This window comes from Planobispora rosea (genome assembly GCF_014648175.1).
Lineage (GTDB): Bacteria > Actinomycetota > Actinomycetes > Streptosporangiales > Streptosporangiaceae > Planobispora > Planobispora rosea.
The window spans coordinates 142,834-161,570 of sequence record NZ_BMQP01000002.1 but is presented as its reverse complement, the minus strand read 5'-3'; the positions used below and the strand labels follow the sequence as shown (position 1 = coordinate 161,570).

The 18,737-nt window shown below is 72.2% G+C and carries 19 protein-coding genes; 13 read left to right on the top strand and 6 right to left on the bottom strand.

What is annotated here, in order from left to right:
• Positions 1-27: 27 nt before the first annotated feature.
• The 3 genes from IEZ08_RS02590 to IEZ08_RS02580 all read left to right on the top strand — a co-directional run bounded on the left by IEZ08_RS02590 (position 28) and on the right by IEZ08_RS02580 (position 1,844).
• Positions 28-471, top strand: coding sequence for a protease inhibitor I42 family protein (locus tag IEZ08_RS02590; RefSeq protein ID WP_068922911.1), 444 nt, complete (start codon positions 28-30; stop codon positions 469-471).
• Between the two features lie 44 nt (positions 472-515).
• The gene (locus IEZ08_RS02585) at positions 516-1,298 is read left to right on the top strand and encodes a polyphosphate kinase 2 family protein (RefSeq protein WP_068928678.1); all 783 of its coding nucleotides are present in this window, start codon (positions 516-518) and stop codon (positions 1,296-1,298) included.
• A gap of 129 nt (positions 1,299-1,427) precedes the next feature.
• Entirely contained in the window at positions 1,428-1,844 is a 417-nt protein-coding gene (locus IEZ08_RS02580) for a hypothetical protein (RefSeq protein WP_189241574.1), read from the top strand.
• Here IEZ08_RS02580 and IEZ08_RS02575 read toward each other — a convergent pair.
• On the bottom strand, positions 1,817-3,646 hold the full coding sequence (locus IEZ08_RS02575) for an AMP-dependent synthetase/ligase (protein WP_189241573.1): 1,830 nt from the start codon (positions 3,644-3,646) through the stop codon (positions 1,817-1,819). The two genes, IEZ08_RS02580 and IEZ08_RS02575, sit on opposite strands and share 28 nt — an antisense overlap.
• A gap of 59 nt (positions 3,647-3,705) precedes the next feature.
• On the opposite strand from IEZ08_RS02575, the gene IEZ08_RS02570 reads away from it, so the two are divergent.
• From IEZ08_RS02570 to IEZ08_RS02560, 3 genes are all read left to right on the top strand, one after another.
• On the top strand, positions 3,706-4,275 hold the full coding sequence (locus IEZ08_RS02570) for a TetR/AcrR family transcriptional regulator (protein WP_084779981.1): 570 nt from the start codon (positions 3,706-3,708) through the stop codon (positions 4,273-4,275).
• A 331-nt stretch (positions 4,276-4,606) separates the two neighbouring features.
• Positions 4,607-6,286, top strand: a complete 1,680-nt coding sequence (locus IEZ08_RS02565; RefSeq protein ID WP_275424733.1) for an ABC-F family ATP-binding cassette domain-containing protein — start codon at positions 4,607-4,609, stop codon at positions 6,284-6,286.
• 63 nt (positions 6,287-6,349) lie between these two features.
• Complete coding sequence (locus tag IEZ08_RS02560; protein ID WP_141703857.1) at positions 6,350-7,360, top strand: hypothetical protein; 1,011 nt, start codon at positions 6,350-6,352, stop codon at positions 7,358-7,360.
• Positions 7,361-7,482: 122 nt separating this feature from the next.
• Here IEZ08_RS02560 and IEZ08_RS02555 read toward each other — a convergent pair whose 3' ends face one another.
• Both IEZ08_RS02555 and IEZ08_RS02550 read right to left on the bottom strand, forming a co-directional pair.
• Positions 7,483-7,764, bottom strand: coding sequence for a TFIIB-type zinc ribbon-containing protein (locus IEZ08_RS02555; RefSeq protein WP_068922916.1), 282 nt, complete (start codon positions 7,762-7,764; stop codon positions 7,483-7,485).
• Positions 7,765-7,805: 41 nt separating this feature from the next.
• Positions 7,806-8,750: a phosphotransferase gene (locus IEZ08_RS02550; protein ID WP_141703859.1), complete on the bottom strand. Its 945-nt coding sequence runs from the start codon at positions 8,748-8,750 to the stop codon at positions 7,806-7,808.
• Positions 8,751-8,946: 196 nt separating this feature from the next.
• On the opposite strand from IEZ08_RS02550, the gene IEZ08_RS02545 reads away from it, so the two are divergent.
• From IEZ08_RS02545 to IEZ08_RS02535, 3 genes are all read left to right on the top strand, one after another.
• Positions 8,947-9,378, top strand: a complete 432-nt coding sequence (locus tag IEZ08_RS02545) for a nuclear transport factor 2 family protein (protein ID WP_068922917.1) — start codon at positions 8,947-8,949, stop codon at positions 9,376-9,378.
• A 179-nt stretch (positions 9,379-9,557) separates the two neighbouring features.
• Positions 9,558-10,343, top strand: coding sequence for an HAD-IIA family hydrolase (locus tag IEZ08_RS02540; protein ID WP_203863283.1), 786 nt, complete (start codon positions 9,558-9,560; stop codon positions 10,341-10,343).
• A 69-nt stretch (positions 10,344-10,412) separates the two neighbouring features.
• Positions 10,413-11,312 (top strand): TIGR03619 family F420-dependent LLM class oxidoreductase, encoded by a 900-nt coding sequence (locus tag IEZ08_RS02535; RefSeq protein WP_189241572.1) that lies wholly within the window; start codon positions 10,413-10,415, stop codon positions 11,310-11,312.
• A gap of 46 nt (positions 11,313-11,358) precedes the next feature.
• Here IEZ08_RS02535 and IEZ08_RS02530 read toward each other — a convergent pair whose 3' ends face one another.
• On the bottom strand, positions 11,359-11,808 hold the full coding sequence (locus tag IEZ08_RS02530; RefSeq protein ID WP_189241571.1) for an NUDIX hydrolase: 450 nt from the start codon (positions 11,806-11,808) through the stop codon (positions 11,359-11,361).
• Positions 11,809-11,903: 95 nt separating this feature from the next.
• Here IEZ08_RS02530 and IEZ08_RS02525 point away from each other — a divergent pair, with 95 nt between their 5' ends.
• Positions 11,904-13,196 (top strand): MFS transporter, encoded by a 1,293-nt coding sequence (locus IEZ08_RS02525; RefSeq protein ID WP_189241570.1) that lies wholly within the window; start codon positions 11,904-11,906, stop codon positions 13,194-13,196.
• On the opposite strand, the gene arfB is transcribed toward IEZ08_RS02525, so the two are convergent.
• A complete protein-coding gene (arfB, locus tag IEZ08_RS02520) occupies positions 13,171-13,590 on the bottom strand; it encodes an alternative ribosome rescue aminoacyl-tRNA hydrolase ArfB (protein ID WP_189241569.1) in 420 nt (139 codons plus the stop codon). The two genes, IEZ08_RS02525 and arfB, sit on opposite strands and share 26 nt — an antisense overlap.
• Positions 13,591-13,844: 254 nt before the next feature.
• Here arfB and IEZ08_RS02515 point away from each other — a divergent pair, with 254 nt between their 5' ends.
• From IEZ08_RS02515 to IEZ08_RS02505, 3 genes are all read left to right on the top strand, one after another.
• Positions 13,845-14,681 carry an alpha/beta hydrolase gene (locus IEZ08_RS02515; protein ID WP_068922922.1) on the top strand — a complete coding sequence of 279 codons (837 nt, stop codon included), beginning with the start codon at positions 13,845-13,847 and terminating at the stop codon, positions 14,679-14,681.
• Positions 14,682-14,916: 235 nt separating this feature from the next.
• Complete coding sequence (locus tag IEZ08_RS02510; protein ID WP_203863282.1) at positions 14,917-16,494, top strand: alkaline phosphatase D family protein; 1,578 nt, start codon at positions 14,917-14,919, stop codon at positions 16,492-16,494.
• Positions 16,495-16,554: 60 nt separating this feature from the next.
• The gene (locus tag IEZ08_RS02505; RefSeq protein WP_068922923.1) at positions 16,555-17,079 is read left to right on the top strand and encodes a DUF11 domain-containing protein; all 525 of its coding nucleotides are present in this window, start codon (positions 16,555-16,557) and stop codon (positions 17,077-17,079) included.
• Between the two features lie 49 nt (positions 17,080-17,128).
• Here IEZ08_RS02505 and IEZ08_RS02500 read toward each other — a convergent pair whose 3' ends face one another.
• Positions 17,129-18,628: an FG-GAP repeat protein gene (locus IEZ08_RS02500; protein WP_189241568.1), complete on the bottom strand. Its 1,500-nt coding sequence runs from the start codon at positions 18,626-18,628 to the stop codon at positions 17,129-17,131.
• Positions 18,629-18,737: the final 109 nt, after the last annotated feature.

Below are 18,737 nucleotides of genomic sequence, written 5' to 3'. Positions count from 1 at the left end.
GGCGGGCCCGCTCGGTAGCCTTTCCGGGTGAAATACCGAACGGGGATCGCCGCCCTGGCGCTGGCGTCGGCGGGGCTGGTCGCGGGCTGCGGCCCGGAGTCGGCCGTGTCCGACTACGGGAAGGTCGTCGCCGGGGGGATCAACCGGACCAGCGAGGTCCGCGTCACCCCCGGCCAGCGTTTCTCCCTCGCGGTGGAGGAGAACGCCTCGGTCGGCGACAGCTGGCGGATGGGCGCGCTGCCGGACCCGAAGGTGGCCTCCTTCATCAGCGCGGAGTACGAGAGCGAGTCGTCCGATCCCGAGGTCACCGGCGGGGGCGGGGTGCGCTACTTCGTCTTCAACGCCAAGCAGCGCGGCACGGCCGTGGTCACCGTCACCAACTGCTGGCGCTGCGGCGCCGACCGGGTCCCCGCCGACCAGCAGAGCAGGAACAGCTCGGGCGACGCGACCTTCCGGATCACGGTGGAGTAGGCCGGGACTGCCCGACGACCCGGGAATCGGGGATGCTGGTGGGCATGAACCGACTGGCTGAGACCGACCTGTCCGTCAAACTGCCGAAGAAGCAGGCGAACGAGCGGCTCGACGCCGCCCTCCAGCGGCTGCTCCGGCTGCGCCTGATGCTCGGCGGGCAGATCGGTGACAAACGCATCGGCCCCCCGCTGTGCGTGGTCTTCGAGGGCTGGGACGCCTCCGGCAAGGGCGGCGCGATCAAACGGCTGGTCCGCCCGCTCGACCCCCGGCATGTCCGCGTCGCCCAGTTCGCGGCGCCCACCTACGACGAGAAGCGCCACCACTTCCTGTGGCGCTTCTGGCCGGTGCTGCCCGGCTGGGGCGGCATGGCCGTGCTCGACCGCTCCTGGTACGGGCGGGTGCTGGTGGAACGGGTGGAGGGCTTCGCCACCGAGGAGCAGTGGTCCCGTGCCTACGACGAGATCGTCGAGTTCGAGCGGACCCTCGTCGCCGAGGGAATGATCATGGTCAAGTTCTGGATGCACGTCTCGGAGGAGGAGCAGCTGCGCCGCTTCGAGGACCGCGCAGCCGACCCGCTGCGGGTCTGGAAGCTCACCGACGAGGACTGGCGCAACCGGGACAAGCGCCCGCAGTACGAGCTCGCCGTGGAGGACATGCTGGAGCGCACCGACCACGCGGCCGCCCCCTGGCACGTGATCGCCGGGGACGACAAGCGGTACGCCCGGGTCGCGGTGGTGGAGACGGTGTGCGCGGCGGTGGAGGCGGAGCTGACGGCCCGGGGCCACGACCTGTCCGACCCCGCCCCCGGCGTGACCTACGAGGACTGAGCCCGGCGGGGCCTGTCCTTTCGATGCCCGCCGCCGTGACTCCGCCGCGGGCCGCGCGGCTCGCGGAGACGCGGCGGGGGTTTGCGCGGACGGTGAGGGGGCAGCGTCCCGGGCATGGGAGTCCCGGGCATGGAAAAGGACGGCGGCGAGCGGCCGGCCGGGCTCTGGCGGGCGCGGGCGCACGGGGCGTTCAACGTGGCGTCGGGAGTCTGGCCGCTGATGCACCTGCCCAGCTTCGAGAAGGTCTTCGGGCCCAAGGAGGACGACTGGCTCGTCCGTACGGTGGCCGGCCTGCTGCTCGGGGTGGGCTGGACCCAGCTGCGGGCCGGGTCCACCCCCGAGGGGATGCGCAACGCCCGGCGGATCGGGGTCGCCACCGCGGCGACCCTGCTCGCCATCGACCTGGTCTACGTGCCGCGCGGGCGGATCCGGGCCACCTACCTGCTCGACGCGGCGGCCGAGATCGCGTGGCTCGCCGTCTGGCTCCGCCGCCCCGGTGTTCCTGGTGTCTCCGGTGGTCAGGCCCGTTCCACGGAACCCTCGTAGAGGGAGTCCAGGACGTCCCGGTGGCGCTCCTCCACCTCGCGGCGGCGGACCTTCATGCTGGGGGTCAGCTCGCCGCTCTCCACGGTGAAGTCGCCCGGCAGGATCGCGAAATCCTTCACGGTCTCGTAGCCGGCCAGGCCGGCGTTGACGGCGTCGACCGCCCGCCGCACCTCCTCACGCATCCTCGGGTGCGAGCACAGCTCGGCCGGGTCGGACGGCAGGCCCTCGGCCCGCGCCCAGGGGGCGACCACGTCGGCGTCCAGCGTCACCAGCGCCGTGCAGTAGTTGCGCCGGTCGCCGTGCACGACGACGTGCGACAGGAACGGGCAGGCGGCCTTGATCCGGCCCTCCAGGTGCTGCGGCGCCACGTACTTGCCGCCGGAGGTCTTGATCAGCTCCTTCTTCCGGTCGGTGATGCGCAGCCGCCCGGCCTCGTCGAGCTCGCCGATGTCACCGGTGTGCAGCCAGCCGTCCCGGAGCGCCTCGGCGGTCTCGTCGGGCAGGCCGTGGTAGCCGCGCATGATCCCGTGCCCGCCGATCAGGATCTCCCCGTCCTCGGCGATCCGCACGGTGACGCCGGGCAGCGGCGGGCCGACCGTGCCGAACCTCACGTCCTGCGGCCGGTTGACGAAGCTGCCGGCCGACGACTCGGTCAGGCCGTACCCCTCCAGGATCGTCAGCCCGGCCGCGTCGAAGAACTCGGCCATGTCCGGCGAGAGCGGCGCCGAGCCGGAGATGAAGTAGCGCACCCGCCCGCCGAACCTGGCGCGGAGCTTGGCGAAGACCAGCCGGTCGGCGATCGCGTGGCGGGCCCGCAGACCGGGGGAGAGGGGGCGGCCCTCCTGCCGGGCACGCACGGCCTCGATGCCGACGGCCCGCGCCCAGCGGAACAGCCGCAGCTTGATCCCGCCCTCGCGCCGCACGGTCGCCGTCACGGTGTTGTGGATCTTCTCGAAGATCCGGGGCGCGGCGGCCATGACGGTGGGCCGGACCTCGCCGAGGTTGGCGGCGATGCGGTCCAGGCGGCCGTCGATCACGGTCGGGGTGCCCACCGCGATCACCGCCACCTCCAGCAGCTTGCCGAACGAGTGGGACATCGGCAGCCAGAGGAAGTGCAGGTCGTCAGGGGTGAGCAGGCCGATCTCCGCGACGGCGCGGGCGGTGCCCAGCCAGTTGCCGTGGGTCAGCTCCACGCCCTTGGGCCGGCCGGTCGTCCCCGAGGTGTAGATCAGGGTGGCGAGGTCGTCCTCGGTGACGGCGTCCACCATCCGGTCGTAGGCGGCCTCGTCCGTGGTCTCCCCGTCCCTGCGGCCGGCGACGTTCCCGTCCACCCGGGCGACCTGGTCGAGGGTGAGCACCCAGCCCTCCTCGTCCGCCTCGCCGTCGACGACGATCACGTGCTTGACGGCGGGGATCTCGCTCCTGACGGAGCGGAGCTTGGCCACCTGCGCGTCGTTCTCCGCGACGACCAGCACACTGCCGGAGTCGGAGAGGATGAACGCGCACTCCGCGGCGGTGTTGGAGGGGTAGATCGTGGTGGTCGCCGCGCCGGTGGACAGGATCGCGAGATCTGCGAGGATCCACTCGACCCGGGTCCCGCAGAGCACCGCCACCCGGGTGCCGGGCTCGGCGCCGAGCGCGTGCAGGCCCAGCGCCAGCGCGCGGACCCGCTCGCCGACCTCCGCCCAGGTGAGCGAGTCCCACCGGTCCTCGGACGGATGGCGGAACGCCTCCGTGTACGGTGTCGCTCGGATTCGGCTCCGCAACAGCGCGGGCAGGGAACCGGCGGATTCGACGCTCATGACGCACCTCGGTTGGAGTGGCACTCTAGAGCGTTACTCTAACAATCGGGGGTGGAACTGTGGCAAGCGGCGCCACGCGTGAGGCGATCTTGAATGCGGCGCTGAAGATCGTGGCCCAGGGCGGGCTGGAGGCGATGACGGTCAGCCGCCTCGCCGAGGTCTCCGGGGCCTCGAACGGGAGCATCTACCATCACTTCGGCAGCCGCGGCGGGATCGTCGGCGCGCTGTACCGGGAGAGCTTCGCCGAACTCGTCGGCGCGATGCTCCCCGCGCTCGACGAGCGCCCGGCGCGGACCGTCGTGCCCGAGCTGGCCGGTCGCTTCCTCGACTGGGTCGTGGCCCGGCCGACCCGGGCGGAGTTCGTCTACCGGGCCTCGGTCGCCGGGCTGATCGAGGAGGACGGCAAGGCCGCGTTCAAGGCGCGGACCATGGCCCCGCTGGTGGAGTGGTTCGACAAGCGTACGGCCTGCGGGGAACTGCGCCCGGTCCCGGCCTGGGCGCTGGACGCGGTGGTCATGGCCCCGGTCCACGAGTGCGCCCGGCGCTATCTGGCCGAGCCGGGGGCGTTCGACCTGAAGGCGGTCCGGCCGGAGGTCGAGCACGCGGTCTGGGCGATCGTCCGGCCGTGACCCCGGCCGGGATGAAGATCGGGAAATTTCCGAAAAACCCTTGACGTGACATCAAATGCATAAGTAGCTTCTTCGATGTCTTATCGCCGTCCCCCGGGAGCGTCCGTTGGAGATCTGAGGTTCCGGACACCACGCCATGCGAGCCGTTGTGACGGCCCGGCGCGCACCCGACCTCAGCGGACCCGTCCCGCCCGTTCCGGCGACGGCCTCCCCCGCGCGGCTCTTCTCTCCTTCCGCGCGGATTCCCTCTGAAGGCGTGCGTGCCTGCGGTGTCCCTGTGTCCCGATACATCGTTTTCCGATAAATCACGACACATTCTGGGAGCCGCCCCGTGTCTATTCCGTCTTTCTCGATCGTCTGCGACAACCTCTCCTACGCCTGGCCGGACGGCACGATCGTCCTGGAGGATCTCGACGTCGCGCTCCCGCCCGGCCGTACCGGCCTGATCGGGGTCAACGGCTCGGGCAAGTCCACCCTCCTGCGGCTGATCGCCGGTGAGCTGACCCCCCTGGCGGGATCCGTCGCGGTCACCGGCGAGATCGGCTACCTGCCGCAGAACCTCCCGCTGGGCACCGCCCGCACCGTCTCCGACCTGCTGGGCATCGCCGAGCGGCGGGCCGCGCTGCTGGCCATCGAGCGCGGCGACGTCTCCGCGGAGAACTTCGCCGTGGTCGGCGACGACTGGGACGTCGAGGAGCGCGCCCGCGCCGAGCTCGACCGGCTCGGCCTGGATCACGTCGGCCTCGACCGGACGGTGGCGACGCTGTCCGGCGGCGAGACCGTCATGGTCGGGCTCGCCGCGCTGTTCCTGCGCAGGCCGGACGTGCTGCTGCTGGACGAGCCGACCAACAACCTCGACCTCGACGCCCGCCGCCGGCTCTACGCCGCGGTGGAATCGTGGAGCGGGGTACTGGTGGTGGTCAGTCACGACCGCGCCCTGCTGGAACGGGTCGACGCCATCGCCGACCTGACCGGCGGCGCGATCCGGATGTACGGCGGGAACCTCCCGGCCTACGAGGAGATGCTCGCGGCCGAACAGGAGGCCGCCGAGCGCATGGTCCGGGTCGCCGGGGCCGACGTGCGCCGCCAGAAGCGCGAATGGGAGCAGGCCCAGGTGAAGCTGGCCCGCCGGGTCCGCTACGGCAACAAGATGTACGAGCAGAAACGGGAACCGAAGGTCATCATGCAGGAGCGCAAGCGGCAGGCGCAGGTGGCGGCGGGCAAGCACCGCAACATGCACGCCGCCAAGCTCGCCGAGGCCCGCGAGCGGCTCGGTGAGGCGGAGGCGGCCGTACGCGACGACGCCGCGATCCGCATCGCGCTGCCCGAGACGGCCGTGCCCGCGGGCAAGACCGTGCTGACCCTCACCCGCGTGCGGACGGTGAGCGGGACGACGGTGCAGGAACTGGTCGTACGGGGCCCCGAGCGGATCGCGCTGCTCGGCCCGAACGGGTCCGGCAAGACCACGCTGCTGCGCACGATCGCCGGGGAACTGGATCCGGCGGCGGGCGCGGTCGAGGTGGGCGTACCCGGCGTGGGGTACCTGCCGCAGCGGCTGGACCTGCTGGACGACACGCTGAGCGTGGTGGACAACGTGCGCCGGTTCGCGCCGTCGGCCCCGGTCAACGCGCTGCGGGCCCGGCTCGCCCGCTTCCTGTTCCGCGGCGGGCGGGCCGACCTGCCCGCCGGGGCGCTCTCGGGCGGCGAGCGCTTCCGCGCGGTGCTGGCGGCGCTGCTCTCGGCGGAGCCGCCGCCGTGGCTCCTGCTGCTGGACGAGCCGACCAACAACCTCGACCTGGCCAGCGTCCGCCGGCTCGCGCAGGCGCTGGAGGCGTACCGGGGCGCGCTCATCGTGGCCAGCCACGACCTGCCGTTCCTGGAGGCCGCGGGGATCACCCGCCGGCTGGTCCTCGACCGGGAGGGGACGCTCTCGGAACGGTCGACTGAGCGGTCGGAGCGGTCGGAGCGGTCGGAGCGGCCGGCGGAACTCACGGAGCAAGTGAAGGAGTGAGATCGGCGGAGTGAGATCAATGGGGTTTGACGCATAAGGATCGATCCAGCGATAGTGGGGAAAATGAGTATCCCCCCGGCTGCTCGCCGTCTGCTTCCCTGCGCCGTGGTCACCGTAGCCGCTCTGACCGCGTGTTCCGCCCTCACCCCCGAGCGCGAGCCTGTACGCGGGCAGGCCACCGCGGGCGGGGTCGTGGGCTCGCCCGGCGGGACGGACGTCCCGGCCGGGAACCCGTCCACCGGTGCCTCCCCGGCCGTCACGCCCTCCCCGGCGGCGCTGACGGCCGAGGCCTACCGGGCCGAGCTGGAGCAGGCCGGCGAGCCGGTCCGGGACGCGCTGCGGAAACTGGCCGGCACCCGCGGGCTCAAGGACCTCGACCGCCGGGTCGAGAGCACCACCGGTGCGGTGAACGAGGCCGTCGCCCGGCTGTCGGTGCTGACCCCGCCGCCGGAGGTGGCGGCGCAGCACGGCAACTACCTCGGCGCGCTGCGCGAGCTGGGCACCGCCGTCGGCGACGTCCGCTGGGACGTGGAGTCGCAGCAGGTGTGCACCGGGTCCGCGGTCCTGGCCGACCTGGAGGGCGGAGGTGACCTGACGCGGCTGAAGAGCGCAGCCGAGGGGCTGGCGGGATACCCGGCGGACGTGATCCCGGTGAAGTTCTCCGAGCCCAAGAACCGCCGCCTGTCCAACGGGAAGATCATCAGCTCCGAGAGCCGCACCGGCAGGGGCTCGCTGAAGGTCGACAACGGCGGCTCGCGCGACGCCGTCGTCGTGGTGACACGCGGCGGCAAGCGGGTGCTCTCCTTCTACGTGCGGAAGAAGTCCAAGACGACGATACGCGGCATGCGCGACGGCACGTACAGGGTCTTCTACACCACGGGCAGCGACTGGGACGGCAAGGCCCGCACGTTCAGCAGGTCGTGCGAGTTCACCGAGTTCGGCAAGAAGGTGCCCTTCAAGACCACCTACTCCGGTGCGTACATCCGCTGGAACAACTGGACGCTCACCCTGCACTCCGTCAAGGGCGGCACCGTCCAGTCCAAGCCGGTCAAGCCGGACAAGTTCCCCAAGTAGTCCCGCCTCCTCCCGCTGTCCCGCCGGGAAACACGAAGACCGCGATCTCGTGAAGATCGCGGTCTCGTCGCCATCCCGGGCGGAGGACGCCTCCCTGAGTGGAGGTCGCCCTCCCGGATGGATCAGGTGGAGAAGAGCATGCCCACCCAGCTGCGCTGACGGTGGTGGCCGTAGTGGCCGCCGTAGTGCGGGGCCGGAGCGCCCCAGCCGGGAGCGCCGTGGGCGGGCGGCGGAGGCGGAGGCGGAGGAGCGGCGTGCTGCTGGGACCACTGGCTCTCCATGCGGGTCAGCGTCTCAAGCTCGCCGTAGTCCAGGAAGATCCCGCGACAGCCGTCGCACTGGTCGATATGGACACCATTGCGCTCATAAGTGCGCATGTTGCCGCGACACTTCGGGCACTGCATTGGTCGATCTCCTTGCCTGGGCATCGGGTCGTACCCACAACTTACTGCGTCGCCACACTATGACAGGCGCTACGGAACTTAACAATCCTGTGGCAGGTATCGATCAACATCGTCTCTACCTCGTCCAATTCCCGCTCCTGCCGCGCCGCGGTCGCCACCGCGGCCGCCGCGAGCTGTACCGTCAGCGCCTGGGCCGGAACCTCCAGCCGCTCCCACGGATCGCCGTCCGGAGGGACCGCGCACCCGCCCTCGGCGCGGTAGGCCCCCAGGAAGCGGTGCCAGGCCTCCGGCTCCAGCAGCCCGGCCGCGAACCAGGCCGCCGGCCTGGCCAGGTCCCAGGCGGGATCCCCGACACCCATGTCGTCGGCGTCGATGAGGATCCACTCGCCCCGGTGGCGGACCATCTGCCCCATGTGCCAGTCGCCGTGCGCCAGCAGCCGCCGGCCGTCCCCGGACGCGGGAGCCTGTCCGGGCGCGAGCGTCTGTCCGGGCTCGCCGCCGAGGCCGGGCAGGCAGTCGAAGGCGCGGCGCACGACGCGTTCGGCCGCCGAGTCGCCCCGGAGCCGGGCGACGACCTGCTCCACCCGAGGGGGCCCGCCCGAGGCCGGCAGCGGGGGGAGGGCGTCGGGCGGTACGGCGTGCATCCTGGCCAGCAGCCGGGCGCCCGCCTCCCAGGGGGCGGCCTGCGGGGCGTCGTGGTCCACCGGGACGCCGGTCGGCCAGACGGTGACCAGCCTGCCGTGGACCTCCATGACCTCCTCGGTCACCGGCTCCAGCAGGATCCCGCGCAGCGCCGGGTGCCGGGCGGCGCGCATCCGCAGTGCCAGCGGCTCCCCGGCGGCGCCGGGGGCGTGCGCCTTGACCACGACGGACCCGGCCCGCACGATGATCACGTCCGGCCGGGTCGGCAGCACCTCGGGGGGCGCGTCGCCGTACCGGAGGCCGATCCGGCCCAGTTCACCGATGAGATCGTCGCTCTCGCTCACCCGGCAAGTGAATCACAGGGCGGGACCGTTCCAAGAAAGAATCTACAACGTAAAGGAGAGGGGGTGTGTTCACGAAACTCGGGCAGAAGGGGAATCCGTGGAGTGGAGCGACGACGAGACGCGCGGATGCGGTGGGAGGCGTGAAAGGGGGCCCGGATTCTCGCATATATACCAAGCGTTTGGTTGGATATGGGTCATGAAACCACAGGAGATCGCGGACCGTCTGGAGATCGGCGACGTGCTGGCCCGCTACACCCACGCCATCGACGCCGGGGACTGGGCCCGGCTCGACCTGGTGTTCACCCCCGACGCGGTGATCGACTACACGGCGGCCGGCGGGATCAGGGGCACCCGGGACGAGGTGCGCCAGTGGCTGGCCGAGGTGCTCTCCCAGTGGCCGGGCCGGCAGCACCTGATCGGGACGACGTCCGTCCGCTTCGAGGGCGACGAGGCCGTGGTCACGGCCTCCTTCACCGACACGCTGGCGCCGTCCAGGGAGATGGTCGCCGCCGACACGACCGGTCTCATCCGGGGCGGCGGCTGGTACCACCACCGCATGATCCGCACCATGTACGGCTGGCGGAGCAAGGAGCTCGTCGAGGAGCAGGCCTGGCGCACCGTGCAGTGACCCCGCCCGGTGGCACCGTGCAGTGACCCCGCCCGGTGGCACCGTGCAGTGACCCCGCCCGGTGGCGCGGCGCGGTGACCCCGGGCGGCGGACCCGGGCGGTGGCGCGGTCCGGTCATCGCCGTGTACCTGTCATCCTGGTTTCCTGCTTATCAGGACTATTGGGATGAACACGGGGGAATGGTGGACGAGCGCAAGCCGATCGAGTGCTGGCTGTCGGACATGGACGGCGTCCTCGTCCATGAGGGTCATCCGGTGCCCGGGGCCGACGAGTTCATCCGCCGTCTGCGCGACAGCGGCAAGCGGTTCATGGTGCTCACCAACAACTCCATCTACACCCCGCGCGACCTGGCCGTACGGCTGCGCGCCGCCGGTCTCGAGGTGCCTGCGGAGTCGATCTGGACCTCGGCCCTGGCCACCGCCAAGTTCCTCGACGACCAGCGTCCCGGCGGTTCGGCGTACGCGGTGGGCGAGGCCGGGCTGACCACCGCTCTGCACGAGATCGGTTACGTCCTGACCGACATCGACCCCGACTACGTGGTCCTCGGGGAGACCCGCACCTACAGCTTCACCCAGATAACGCGGGCGATCCGGCTGATCGAGGGCGGGGCCCGGTTCATCGCCACCAACCCCGACCCGGTCGGTCCCTCGAACGAGGGCTCGCTGCCGGCCTGCGGGGCGGTCGCGGCGCTGATCACCAAGGCGACCGGCGTGGAGCCGTACTTCGTGGGCAAGCCCAACCCGATGATGATGCGCAGCGCGCTGCGGGCCATCGACGGGCACAGCGAGAGCACCGCGATGATCGGCGACCGGATGGACACCGACATCGTCTCCGGCATGGAGGCGGGGCTGCACACGATCCTGGTGCTCACCGGGGTGATGGCCAAGGAGCAGGTGGACCGCTACCCGTTCCGCCCGTCCCAGGTGGTCGACTCGGTCGCCGACCTCATCGACATGGTCGATTGAGTCCCTGCGGGCACCTGCCGACCGGCGAGGATGATCGCCCGGGTGCGGCCCGCCGCGTAGGGTTCCCGCATGAGAATCGGATTCGCGGTGCCGGTGTCGGGGTCGTGGGCGACGCCCGCCAACATGGTCCGGGTCGCCCGCAGGGCCGAGGAGCTCGGCTATCACGAGGTGTGGACCTTCCAGCGGCTGCTGTACCCGCAGGGGCACGCGATGGGGCCCGTCTACCGCAGTGTGCACGACCCGGTGGTCACGCTGGCCTACGTGGCGGGGGTGACCAGCCGGATCCGGCTGGGGGTGGCGGTCCTGAACATGCCGTTCTTCTCGCCCGCGCTGCTGGCCAAGCAGCTCGCGAGCCTTCAGGCGGTCTCCGGCGGCAGGCTGGACGCCGGGCTCGGGCTGGGCTGGCAGCCGGAGGAGTTCACCGCCTCGGGGGTGCCGATGGAACGGCGCGGCAGGCGGGCGGAGGAGTTCCTCCAGGTGCTGAGGAGACTCTGGACGCAGGAGACCGTGCAGCACGAGGGCGAGTTCTACCGGCTGCCGCCGGTGCACCAGGACCCCCGGCCGGCCGCGCCTCCGCCGATCCTGCTGGGCGGGGGCGCGGAGGCGGCCCTGCGGCGCGCGGGACGGCTGGCGGACGGCTGGGTGAGCGCGAGCCGCGAGGACCCGGCCGGACTCGGCGAGAAGATCTCCATCGTCAAGGAGGCGGCCCAGGCCGCCGGGCGGGATCCCGGGTCGCTGCGCTTCGTCACCCGGGCGGTCACCCTGGTCCGGCCCTCGGGCGCCCCCGGCCGCAAGCCGCTCAGCGGCTCGTTCGAGGAGATCCGCGGGGATCTGGCCGCTCTGGCGGCGCAGGGCGTGACCGACGTCTTCCACGACCTCAACTTCGATCCGGAGATCGGCTCGCCCCACGCCGATCCCGGGGAGTCGATGCGCCGGGCCGAGGCGGCGCTGGAGGCCCTCGCGCCCTGACCCGTTCCCCGCCGGCGAGCGGGGCCGGCCGATCGGACGGAGCCGATCAGACGGAGCCGATCAGGGCGGGCAGGCGGGTGACGGTGGTGGCGAGATAGTCGCCCAGCTCCGGGGGGATGAGGTTGATGGCGGTGATCTCGGCGGGGTCGAGCGGGAGCCGTACCACCTCGTAGAGGCCCTTGGCCGGGTCGCTGAACTCCGGGCCGCTGCGCAGGGCGAGGTCCATGGAGACCAGGCGGCAGCCGTACACGTGCTGGAGCTTGACGCCCCCCTCGCGCGGGCAGCTGAGCGTGGTCAGCGGGGTGACGGCGGTGACGGTGGCGCCCAGTTCCTCCAGCAGCTCGCGGTGGAGGGTGTGCTCCAGGGAGGCGTCCTCGGGCTCGACATGCCCGCCCGGAGCCGACCAGTAGAGCTCCCTGCCGGGCACGGTGCGGCGGAACAGCACGAGACGGTCGCCGTCGAGGAGGACGGCGCGGACGCTGGGGACCGGTGACATCTCCAGAATTCTCGCATTCCGCCCTTTCCTCTCTTGACGCCGCCCCCGGCCGGGACTTAGACAACAGAACAAGATCCGGCCGCCAGGGAGCCCTCGTGACGAGAGCCGTCGTCCCGGGTCGCCTCGGCGCGGTCACCGCCGGGGCACCCGCCTTCCCGCTCGCCCTGCTGTTCGGGCTGAACTTCGTCGACGAGATCGACCGGCTGGCCTTCGCCACGCTCTCCCCGGAGATCCGCGACGCGTTCGGGCTCAGCGACACCGCCATCGGCGCGATCGGGTCGATCGTCAGCGTGTTCATCCTGCTGGCGGCGGTCCCGCTGGGCTACGTCGCCGACCGGGTCAACCGGGTGTGGCTGGTGGCCGGGGCGGCCCTGCTGTGGGGCACGATGAGCGCGCTGACCGGGGTGGTGGCCACGGTGGCGCTGCTGTTCGCGGTGCGGCTGCTGGCCGGGCTGGGCCGGGTGAGCAACGAGGTGGTGCACCCCAGCCTGCTCACCGACTACTACCCGCCGCAGGTCCACCCCCGCGTCTTCCAGCTCCACCGGCTGGCGGGCCCGCTCAGCCAGGTCTCCGCCATCGCCGCGGGCGCGCTGGCCGCCGCCTGCGGCTGGCGGTGGGCGTTCATCCTGCTGTCGATCCCGACCTTCCTGCTGCTGGTGTTCGTGGTACGGCTCCGCGACCCCGGCCGCACGCGATCCCGGCAGGCCCGGGACGCCGCGGGCAGGGACGCCGGGGGAGGGCGGGGCCTGCCGTTCGCCGCGGGCACCCGGCTGCTGCTGCGGATCAGGACGCTGCGGCGGCTGTGGCTGGCGGCGCTGCTGTCGGGAACGGCGCTGGTCGCGCTGCCGCAGATGTTGTCGCTGTTCCTCAGCGACGTCTTCGAGCTTGAGGCGGCGGCCCGGGGCGCGGCGCTGACCACGGCCGGGGCCGGGCAGGTGGCGGGCCTTTTCATCGGCGGACGCCAGGCGACCCGGGCCTCCTCGCGGGACGACTGGTACGGCGTGGCGACGGTCGCGGGCCGTTCGGCGCTGCTGTTCGCCTCGGGGGTGGTGGTCCTGGGCTGGTCGCCGTCGCCGGCGACGGCCTTCGTGGTGATGTTCGTGATGGGGGTGGGGGGCGGCGCCTTCCTGCCGCCCTACCTGTCGCTGGTGGGCCGGGTCTCTCCGGGGGAGGTGCGTTCGCAGGCGTACGCGTGGGCGGTGTTCTGCCTCGGGGTGGGCACGCTGGCCTCGATACCGCTGTACGCGCTGGGCGAGGCGTCCGGGTTCCGGATCGCGATGACGGTCTTCGGGCTGATCGTCATGGCCGGGGCGGTGACGGTGGCCACCGCCCGGCGTTTCGCCGCGGCCGACGCCGCGGCGCTCAGATCTCGCGACGGAGACGCTTGAGGTCGGAGCGGTGCTTCTTGGCGGCGATCCGGCGCTCGACGGCGCCCCTGCTGGGCTTGGTGGGGCGGCGCTTCTTCGGAGGCGGGGCGACGGCCTCGCGCAGCAGCTGGGCCAGGCGCATCTCGGCGGCCTCGCGGTTGCGGAGCTGGGAACGGAACTCGGAGGCGGCGATGGTGATGACGCCCCCGGTCAGGCGGGTGGCGAGACGCTCCATGGCGCGGGTCTTGAGCAGGGGAGGCAGGGACTCGGTGGACGCCAGGTCGAAGCTGAGCTCGGCCCGGCTGTCGATGGTGTTGACCCCCTGGCCGCCGGGTCCCGAGGAACGCGAGAACCGCCAGTTGAGCTCGGCCTCGGGGATGGAGACCGAGCCGCTGATCTGAAGCGGACCGGGCATGGCGGACGACTCCTCACGGGGTGGGGGCGGAGCGGATGGGGGCTGAGCAGAAACGGAGCGGGTTAGGAACGGACGTTCAGCGTAACGGCGGTTGATACCCCCTTTTCAAGCGATTTAAGCCCTAGCAGGGGATTTCAAGGACGATACCCATCATGGGCGGCTTGTGGCCTTCGGATTCTTCCGTCACCCTGACTCCTCGGGGGGCGGGTTTCAGGGGCGAGGTCGTACGTACCGGCGAGGGAAGGCGGGGGCGTGTGAATGCGATCGTAGGCGTGCACGGAATAGGCAAGTACCGCTACTACCGTGACGCGGGGAACTCGGCGGCCGGGGCGGCGGCCGCGATGCGCGACAAGTGGGACCGCTACCTGCACAGCGGGCTGACCGGCGGCGCGCCGCACACCGGGCAGCGGTACGTCACCGAGGTCGCGTACTACGCCCACCTGCTGGGCGAGTCCGGCAAGGACGACGAGCCCCGCACGGTGAAGCGCATGAGCGCCCCGGAGCAGGAGGTCTTCGTCGCCTGGGCCCGGCAGTTCTCCGAGGTGGGGGAGGGGCTGACCGGCGCGCTGCACCGGCTGACCGGCTGGCTGCTGGAGCGCCTGGCGGGCAACGCCGCCGAGTTCGCGCGCCTCTTCGCCCCCGAGGTCGCCGCCTACCTCACCGCGGACGGCCGGTCGCGGACCGCCGCGCGGACGGCCGTGGCCGAGGTGATCCGCCGCAACCGGCCCAAGGTGGTGATCGCGCACTCGCTCGGCAGCGTGGTGACCTACGAGACGCTCTGGGCCAACCCGGATCTGGAGGTGGAACTGCTGATCACCCTCGGCAGCCCGCTCGGCATGCGCAACGTCATCTTCGAGCGCCTGCTGCCCGCTCCGGTCAACGGCTGGGGCGAGCGGCCCCGCCAGGTGCGGCGGTGGGTGAACATCGCCGACAAGGACGACATCGCGGCCATCCCACCGAGCCTGCGGGCGTGCTTCACCGGGGTGGACCAGGAGTTCATGGTCAACCTCGACTGGATCGACTTCCACACCGTGGAGAAGTACCTGGGCTGCGGGGCGCTCAACGACCACCTGAAGCCGTACCTGTCCTGACGTCGTGATCGCCGGGTGGGAGGCGCGCGGCCGGAGGACCCGTCACCTGCCCGTCATCCGGCGCTCCTCACGTTCTCCTGACGGGAGAACTTCACCGGGTCGCAGGAAAGACGTCACTTGCGGTCCGGATCGCATTCAATCACGGTGGGTAACTCACTCGCCTGTGCGGCGACTGTTCACCCGCCCTTGAATCGCAGGCCACTGAGGCGACAGGTGGAGCGTCTGCACTGGATGGGTGGAGCAGAGCCTGTCACGCAGAGTGTTCATGTCCGTCGCCGCCGCGGGTGCGAGCGGCCTGCTGCTCAACGGGACGGGGCAGGCCCCCGCCGTGGCCGGGGCCATGCGGTCCCGGACCCTCGCCCGGGACCCGTTCGCCCTGGGGGTCGCCTCCGGTGACCCGGCCCAGGACGGCTTCGTGTTGTGGACCCGGCTCGCGCTCGACCCGTTCGGCCTGAACGGCCGCGGCGGCATGCCGGCCCGGGACGTGGAGGTGCGCTGGCAGCTCGCGGCCGACGAGCGGTTCACGAAGGTCGTGCGCTCCGGCGCCGCGACCGCGCGCTGGCGGCAGGCGCACAGCGTCCACGTCGAACTGGAGGGACTGGAGCCCGGCAGGGAGTACTTCTACCGCTTCCGTGCCGAGGGCCATCTGTCCCCTCCGGGCCGTACCCGCACCGCCCCGGCGGCGGGAGCGGAGCCGTCCCCGCTGACGTTCGCCGTGGCGGCGTGCGCCCACTACGAGCACGGTTACTACACGGCCTACCGGCGGCTGGCCGAGCAGGAGCCGGATCTGGTGGTGCACCTGGGCGACTACATGTACGAGTACGCGCCGCAGGGGTACGTCGCGATCGGCGGCGCCGTACGGCAGCACACTCCCGGCAAGTGCGAGACCCTGGCCGACTACCGGATGCGGCACGCGCAGTACAAGAGCGATCCCGACCTGCAGGCCGCGCACGCGGCCGCGCCCTGGCTGGTCGCCTTCGACGACCACGAGATCGAGAACAACTGGGCGGCCGGGGTCTCCAGCACCGGCGCCCCGGCCTTCGCGCGGCGCCGGGCCAACGCCTTCCGGGCCTACTACGAGAACATGCCGCTGCGGCGCTCCAGCGTGCCCGGCGGGGCGTCGATGCGGGTGCACCGGCGGGTGGACTGGGGGCCGCTGGCCCGCTTCCACCTGCTCGACACCCGCCAGTTCCGCGACGACCAGGCCTGCGAGGACGGCGTCAGGGCGGGCTGCGACGACCGGCTGGCGCCGGAGCGGACCCTGCTGGGCGAGGACCAGCGGCGCTGGCTGCTCGACGGGCTCGCGGGCTCCGAGGCGCGCTGGAACCTGGTCGGCCAGCAGATCCTCATGGCCCAGCGCGACCACCGGGTGGGGCCGGGCACCGAGGTGAACCTGGACTCCTGGGACGGCTACGCCGCCGAGCGCACCCGCCTGCTGACCGGTTTCCGCGACTCCGGCGCCGCCAACCCGGTGGTGCTGACCGGGGACGCGCACATGCACCACGCGGCCGACCTCAAGCTCGACTTCGACGACCCGGACTCGCCCCGCGTGGCGGTGGAGCTGGTGACCTCGTCCATCGCCAGCGACGGCGACGGCTACCGGGACGAGAGCCGGGTCGGCGCGCTGACGGCCGAGAACCGGCACATCTCCTACCTCGACCAGCGGCGGGGCTACATCGTCTGCCGCCTGACGGCCGAGGAACTCCAGGCCGACTTCCGGGTCCTGGACTACATCAGCCGCCGCGGGGCCCCCGCCAGGACCGGCGCCCGGTTCACCGTGCCGTCGGGCGAGAGTGCCCTCGACCCCCGCTGATCGCGTGGGGGTCCGAATCCTATTGGCGAAATGTCGGTTGTGTACGGAATGATCTGCCGCATGAGTCACTTCGCCACGCGGCTCACCGCCGCGGCCGCCGCCGTCGTGCTGGGCGGCGCACTCCTCGCGCAGAGCCCGGCCGCGGCGGCCGCCACCGCCCCCGCGGTCGTCGCCCCCGCCGCCGCCACGGCCGCCCCCCAGTTCAAGGCCGTGGTCTATTACCAGAAGCACATCCGCCGGGGCGGCTACACGACCTACAAGATCAAGGTCACCAACAAGGGCTACGAGGGCCAGGCGTACGCCCTGCTCGCGGGGTCCTTCCCGGCCGGGACACGCAAGATCAAGGTGATCAGCAAGCCGCGGAGCATCACCTGCGGCGTCGAGGACCGCGCCTTCGGCTGCTGGATCGCCTCCCTGGACAACGGCGACACCACCACGATGACGGTCCGCGCCTGGCTCTCGCCGTCCAAGCGCGGCACCTACACCGCGCAGTTCGGTGTGTCCTACGCCGACAGTCCGGACGCGGATGTGGACGAGCTGATCGACGAGATGCGCTTCACGAAGTTCAAGAGCAAGGTCGTGTGACGCCCGGCCCGGGCCGCGACCGACCCGGACGAGGGACGCCCCACCCGGGTCACGACCCGGCCCGGGTGATGGCGTAGCCGAAGAGCGTGTCCCCGGCGGCGGTGGCGAAGGTTCTCGCCGTCGCCGGGCGCAGGCCGGGATGGGCGCCCTTGCGCAGGCTCCCGCGCAGCAGGGTCAGCCTGCCCAAGCCCGGCGCCGCGACGACCAGGTCCCGCCCGGGGACGGCGGCCAGAGCGGAGCCGAAGTCCCCGCCGCGACCGGTGATCAGCAGGTTGTTCCTCTTCGTCAGCCCGCCCGACCGGGTGCCGGCGAGCACCTGGACGGCGTTCTCGCCCGGAACCCCGATCGCCAGCTCGTCGTCGCCGTCGCCGTTGAAGTCACCGGCGGCCAGCGCCGCGCCGAACCGGTCGGCGTAGTGCGGGCGCCCCTTCAGCCCCCGCTGCGACCAGGCCTCGGAGGAGGCGGTCCGCAGGCCCCCGCGAGCACCGTAGACGACGACCACGGTGCCGTCGCCGTAGTCCATCGCCCGCTGATTGGCGGTCAGCCCCTCGCCGGGCACCCCGATCGCCAGGTCCGCGCGGCCGTCGGCGTTGAAGTCCCCGGCGGCCAGGGCGGCGCCGAAGAGGTCCCACGCCTCGGCCCGGCCGGTGATCCACGGGCTGTCCTGGGTGAGCTGCACGGCCTTGCGCCGCCGGACGTCGAGTACGGTGACCGACCCCTGGCCGTTCTTCAGGACCGTGTCGGCGGGCGCGCCCACCGCGATCTCGGCCCGGCCGTCGCCGTCGAAGTCCCCGGTCGCGACGACCGCTCCGAACTGGTCGGTCTTCCGCTCGGGCTGGTCCACCCAGCCGCTGTCCTGCGTGATCACATACGGTGCGCGTCCCCGGTATCCGTAGATCCCGACGCCGCCCCCGCCCAGCCCGGGAACCCCGATCACCAGCTCGTCGTCACCGTTCCCGTCCAGATCCCCGGCGGCCAGCGCGGCCCCGAACCGGTCCGGGCCGCGCCCGCGCTCCAGATCTCCGGCGTCGATCATCTTGCCGGGGCGCAGGCCGTCCGGCGAGCCCCGGAAGAGCTGCACGACCCCCTTGCCGTCGGCCCCGGGGCCCGGCCGATCCTCCTCGGAGACGCCCACCGCCAGGTCGGCGCAGTCGTCGCCGTCGAAGTCCCCGGTCGCCACCGCCGCGCCGAACGCGTCCCCGGCCTCGGCCTCACCGGGCACGCCGGGGCTGTCCTGGGTGAGCCGCCGCTCGGCGCGCATGCCGTACAGGACCGTGACGGAGCCGGCCCGCGCGTGACCGCTCACCGTCGCGTACGGCGCGGCGATGGCGAGGTCGGCGCGGCCGTCTCCGTCGAAGTCGGAGGGCACGCCGGAGCAGGCCCGCCCGGAGACGGCCGGGGCGGTGAGGGCGGCCGGGGCGGCGGCAGCGGGAATGACGGCAGCGGGGGTGATGACAGCGGAGGTGATGACGACAGGGGTGGCGAGGACGGCGGGGGTGATGACGACAGGGGTGGCGAGGACGGCGGAGGCGAGGAGCGCGGCTCTCATATCCCGGATGGTTCCCGGCGTGGCGGACACGCGACCCACCGGGACATGAAATCCACGTAACCGGGGCGAGTAGAGCACGTGCCGGAAGCAGTGGAGGGCCCGTGCCAGG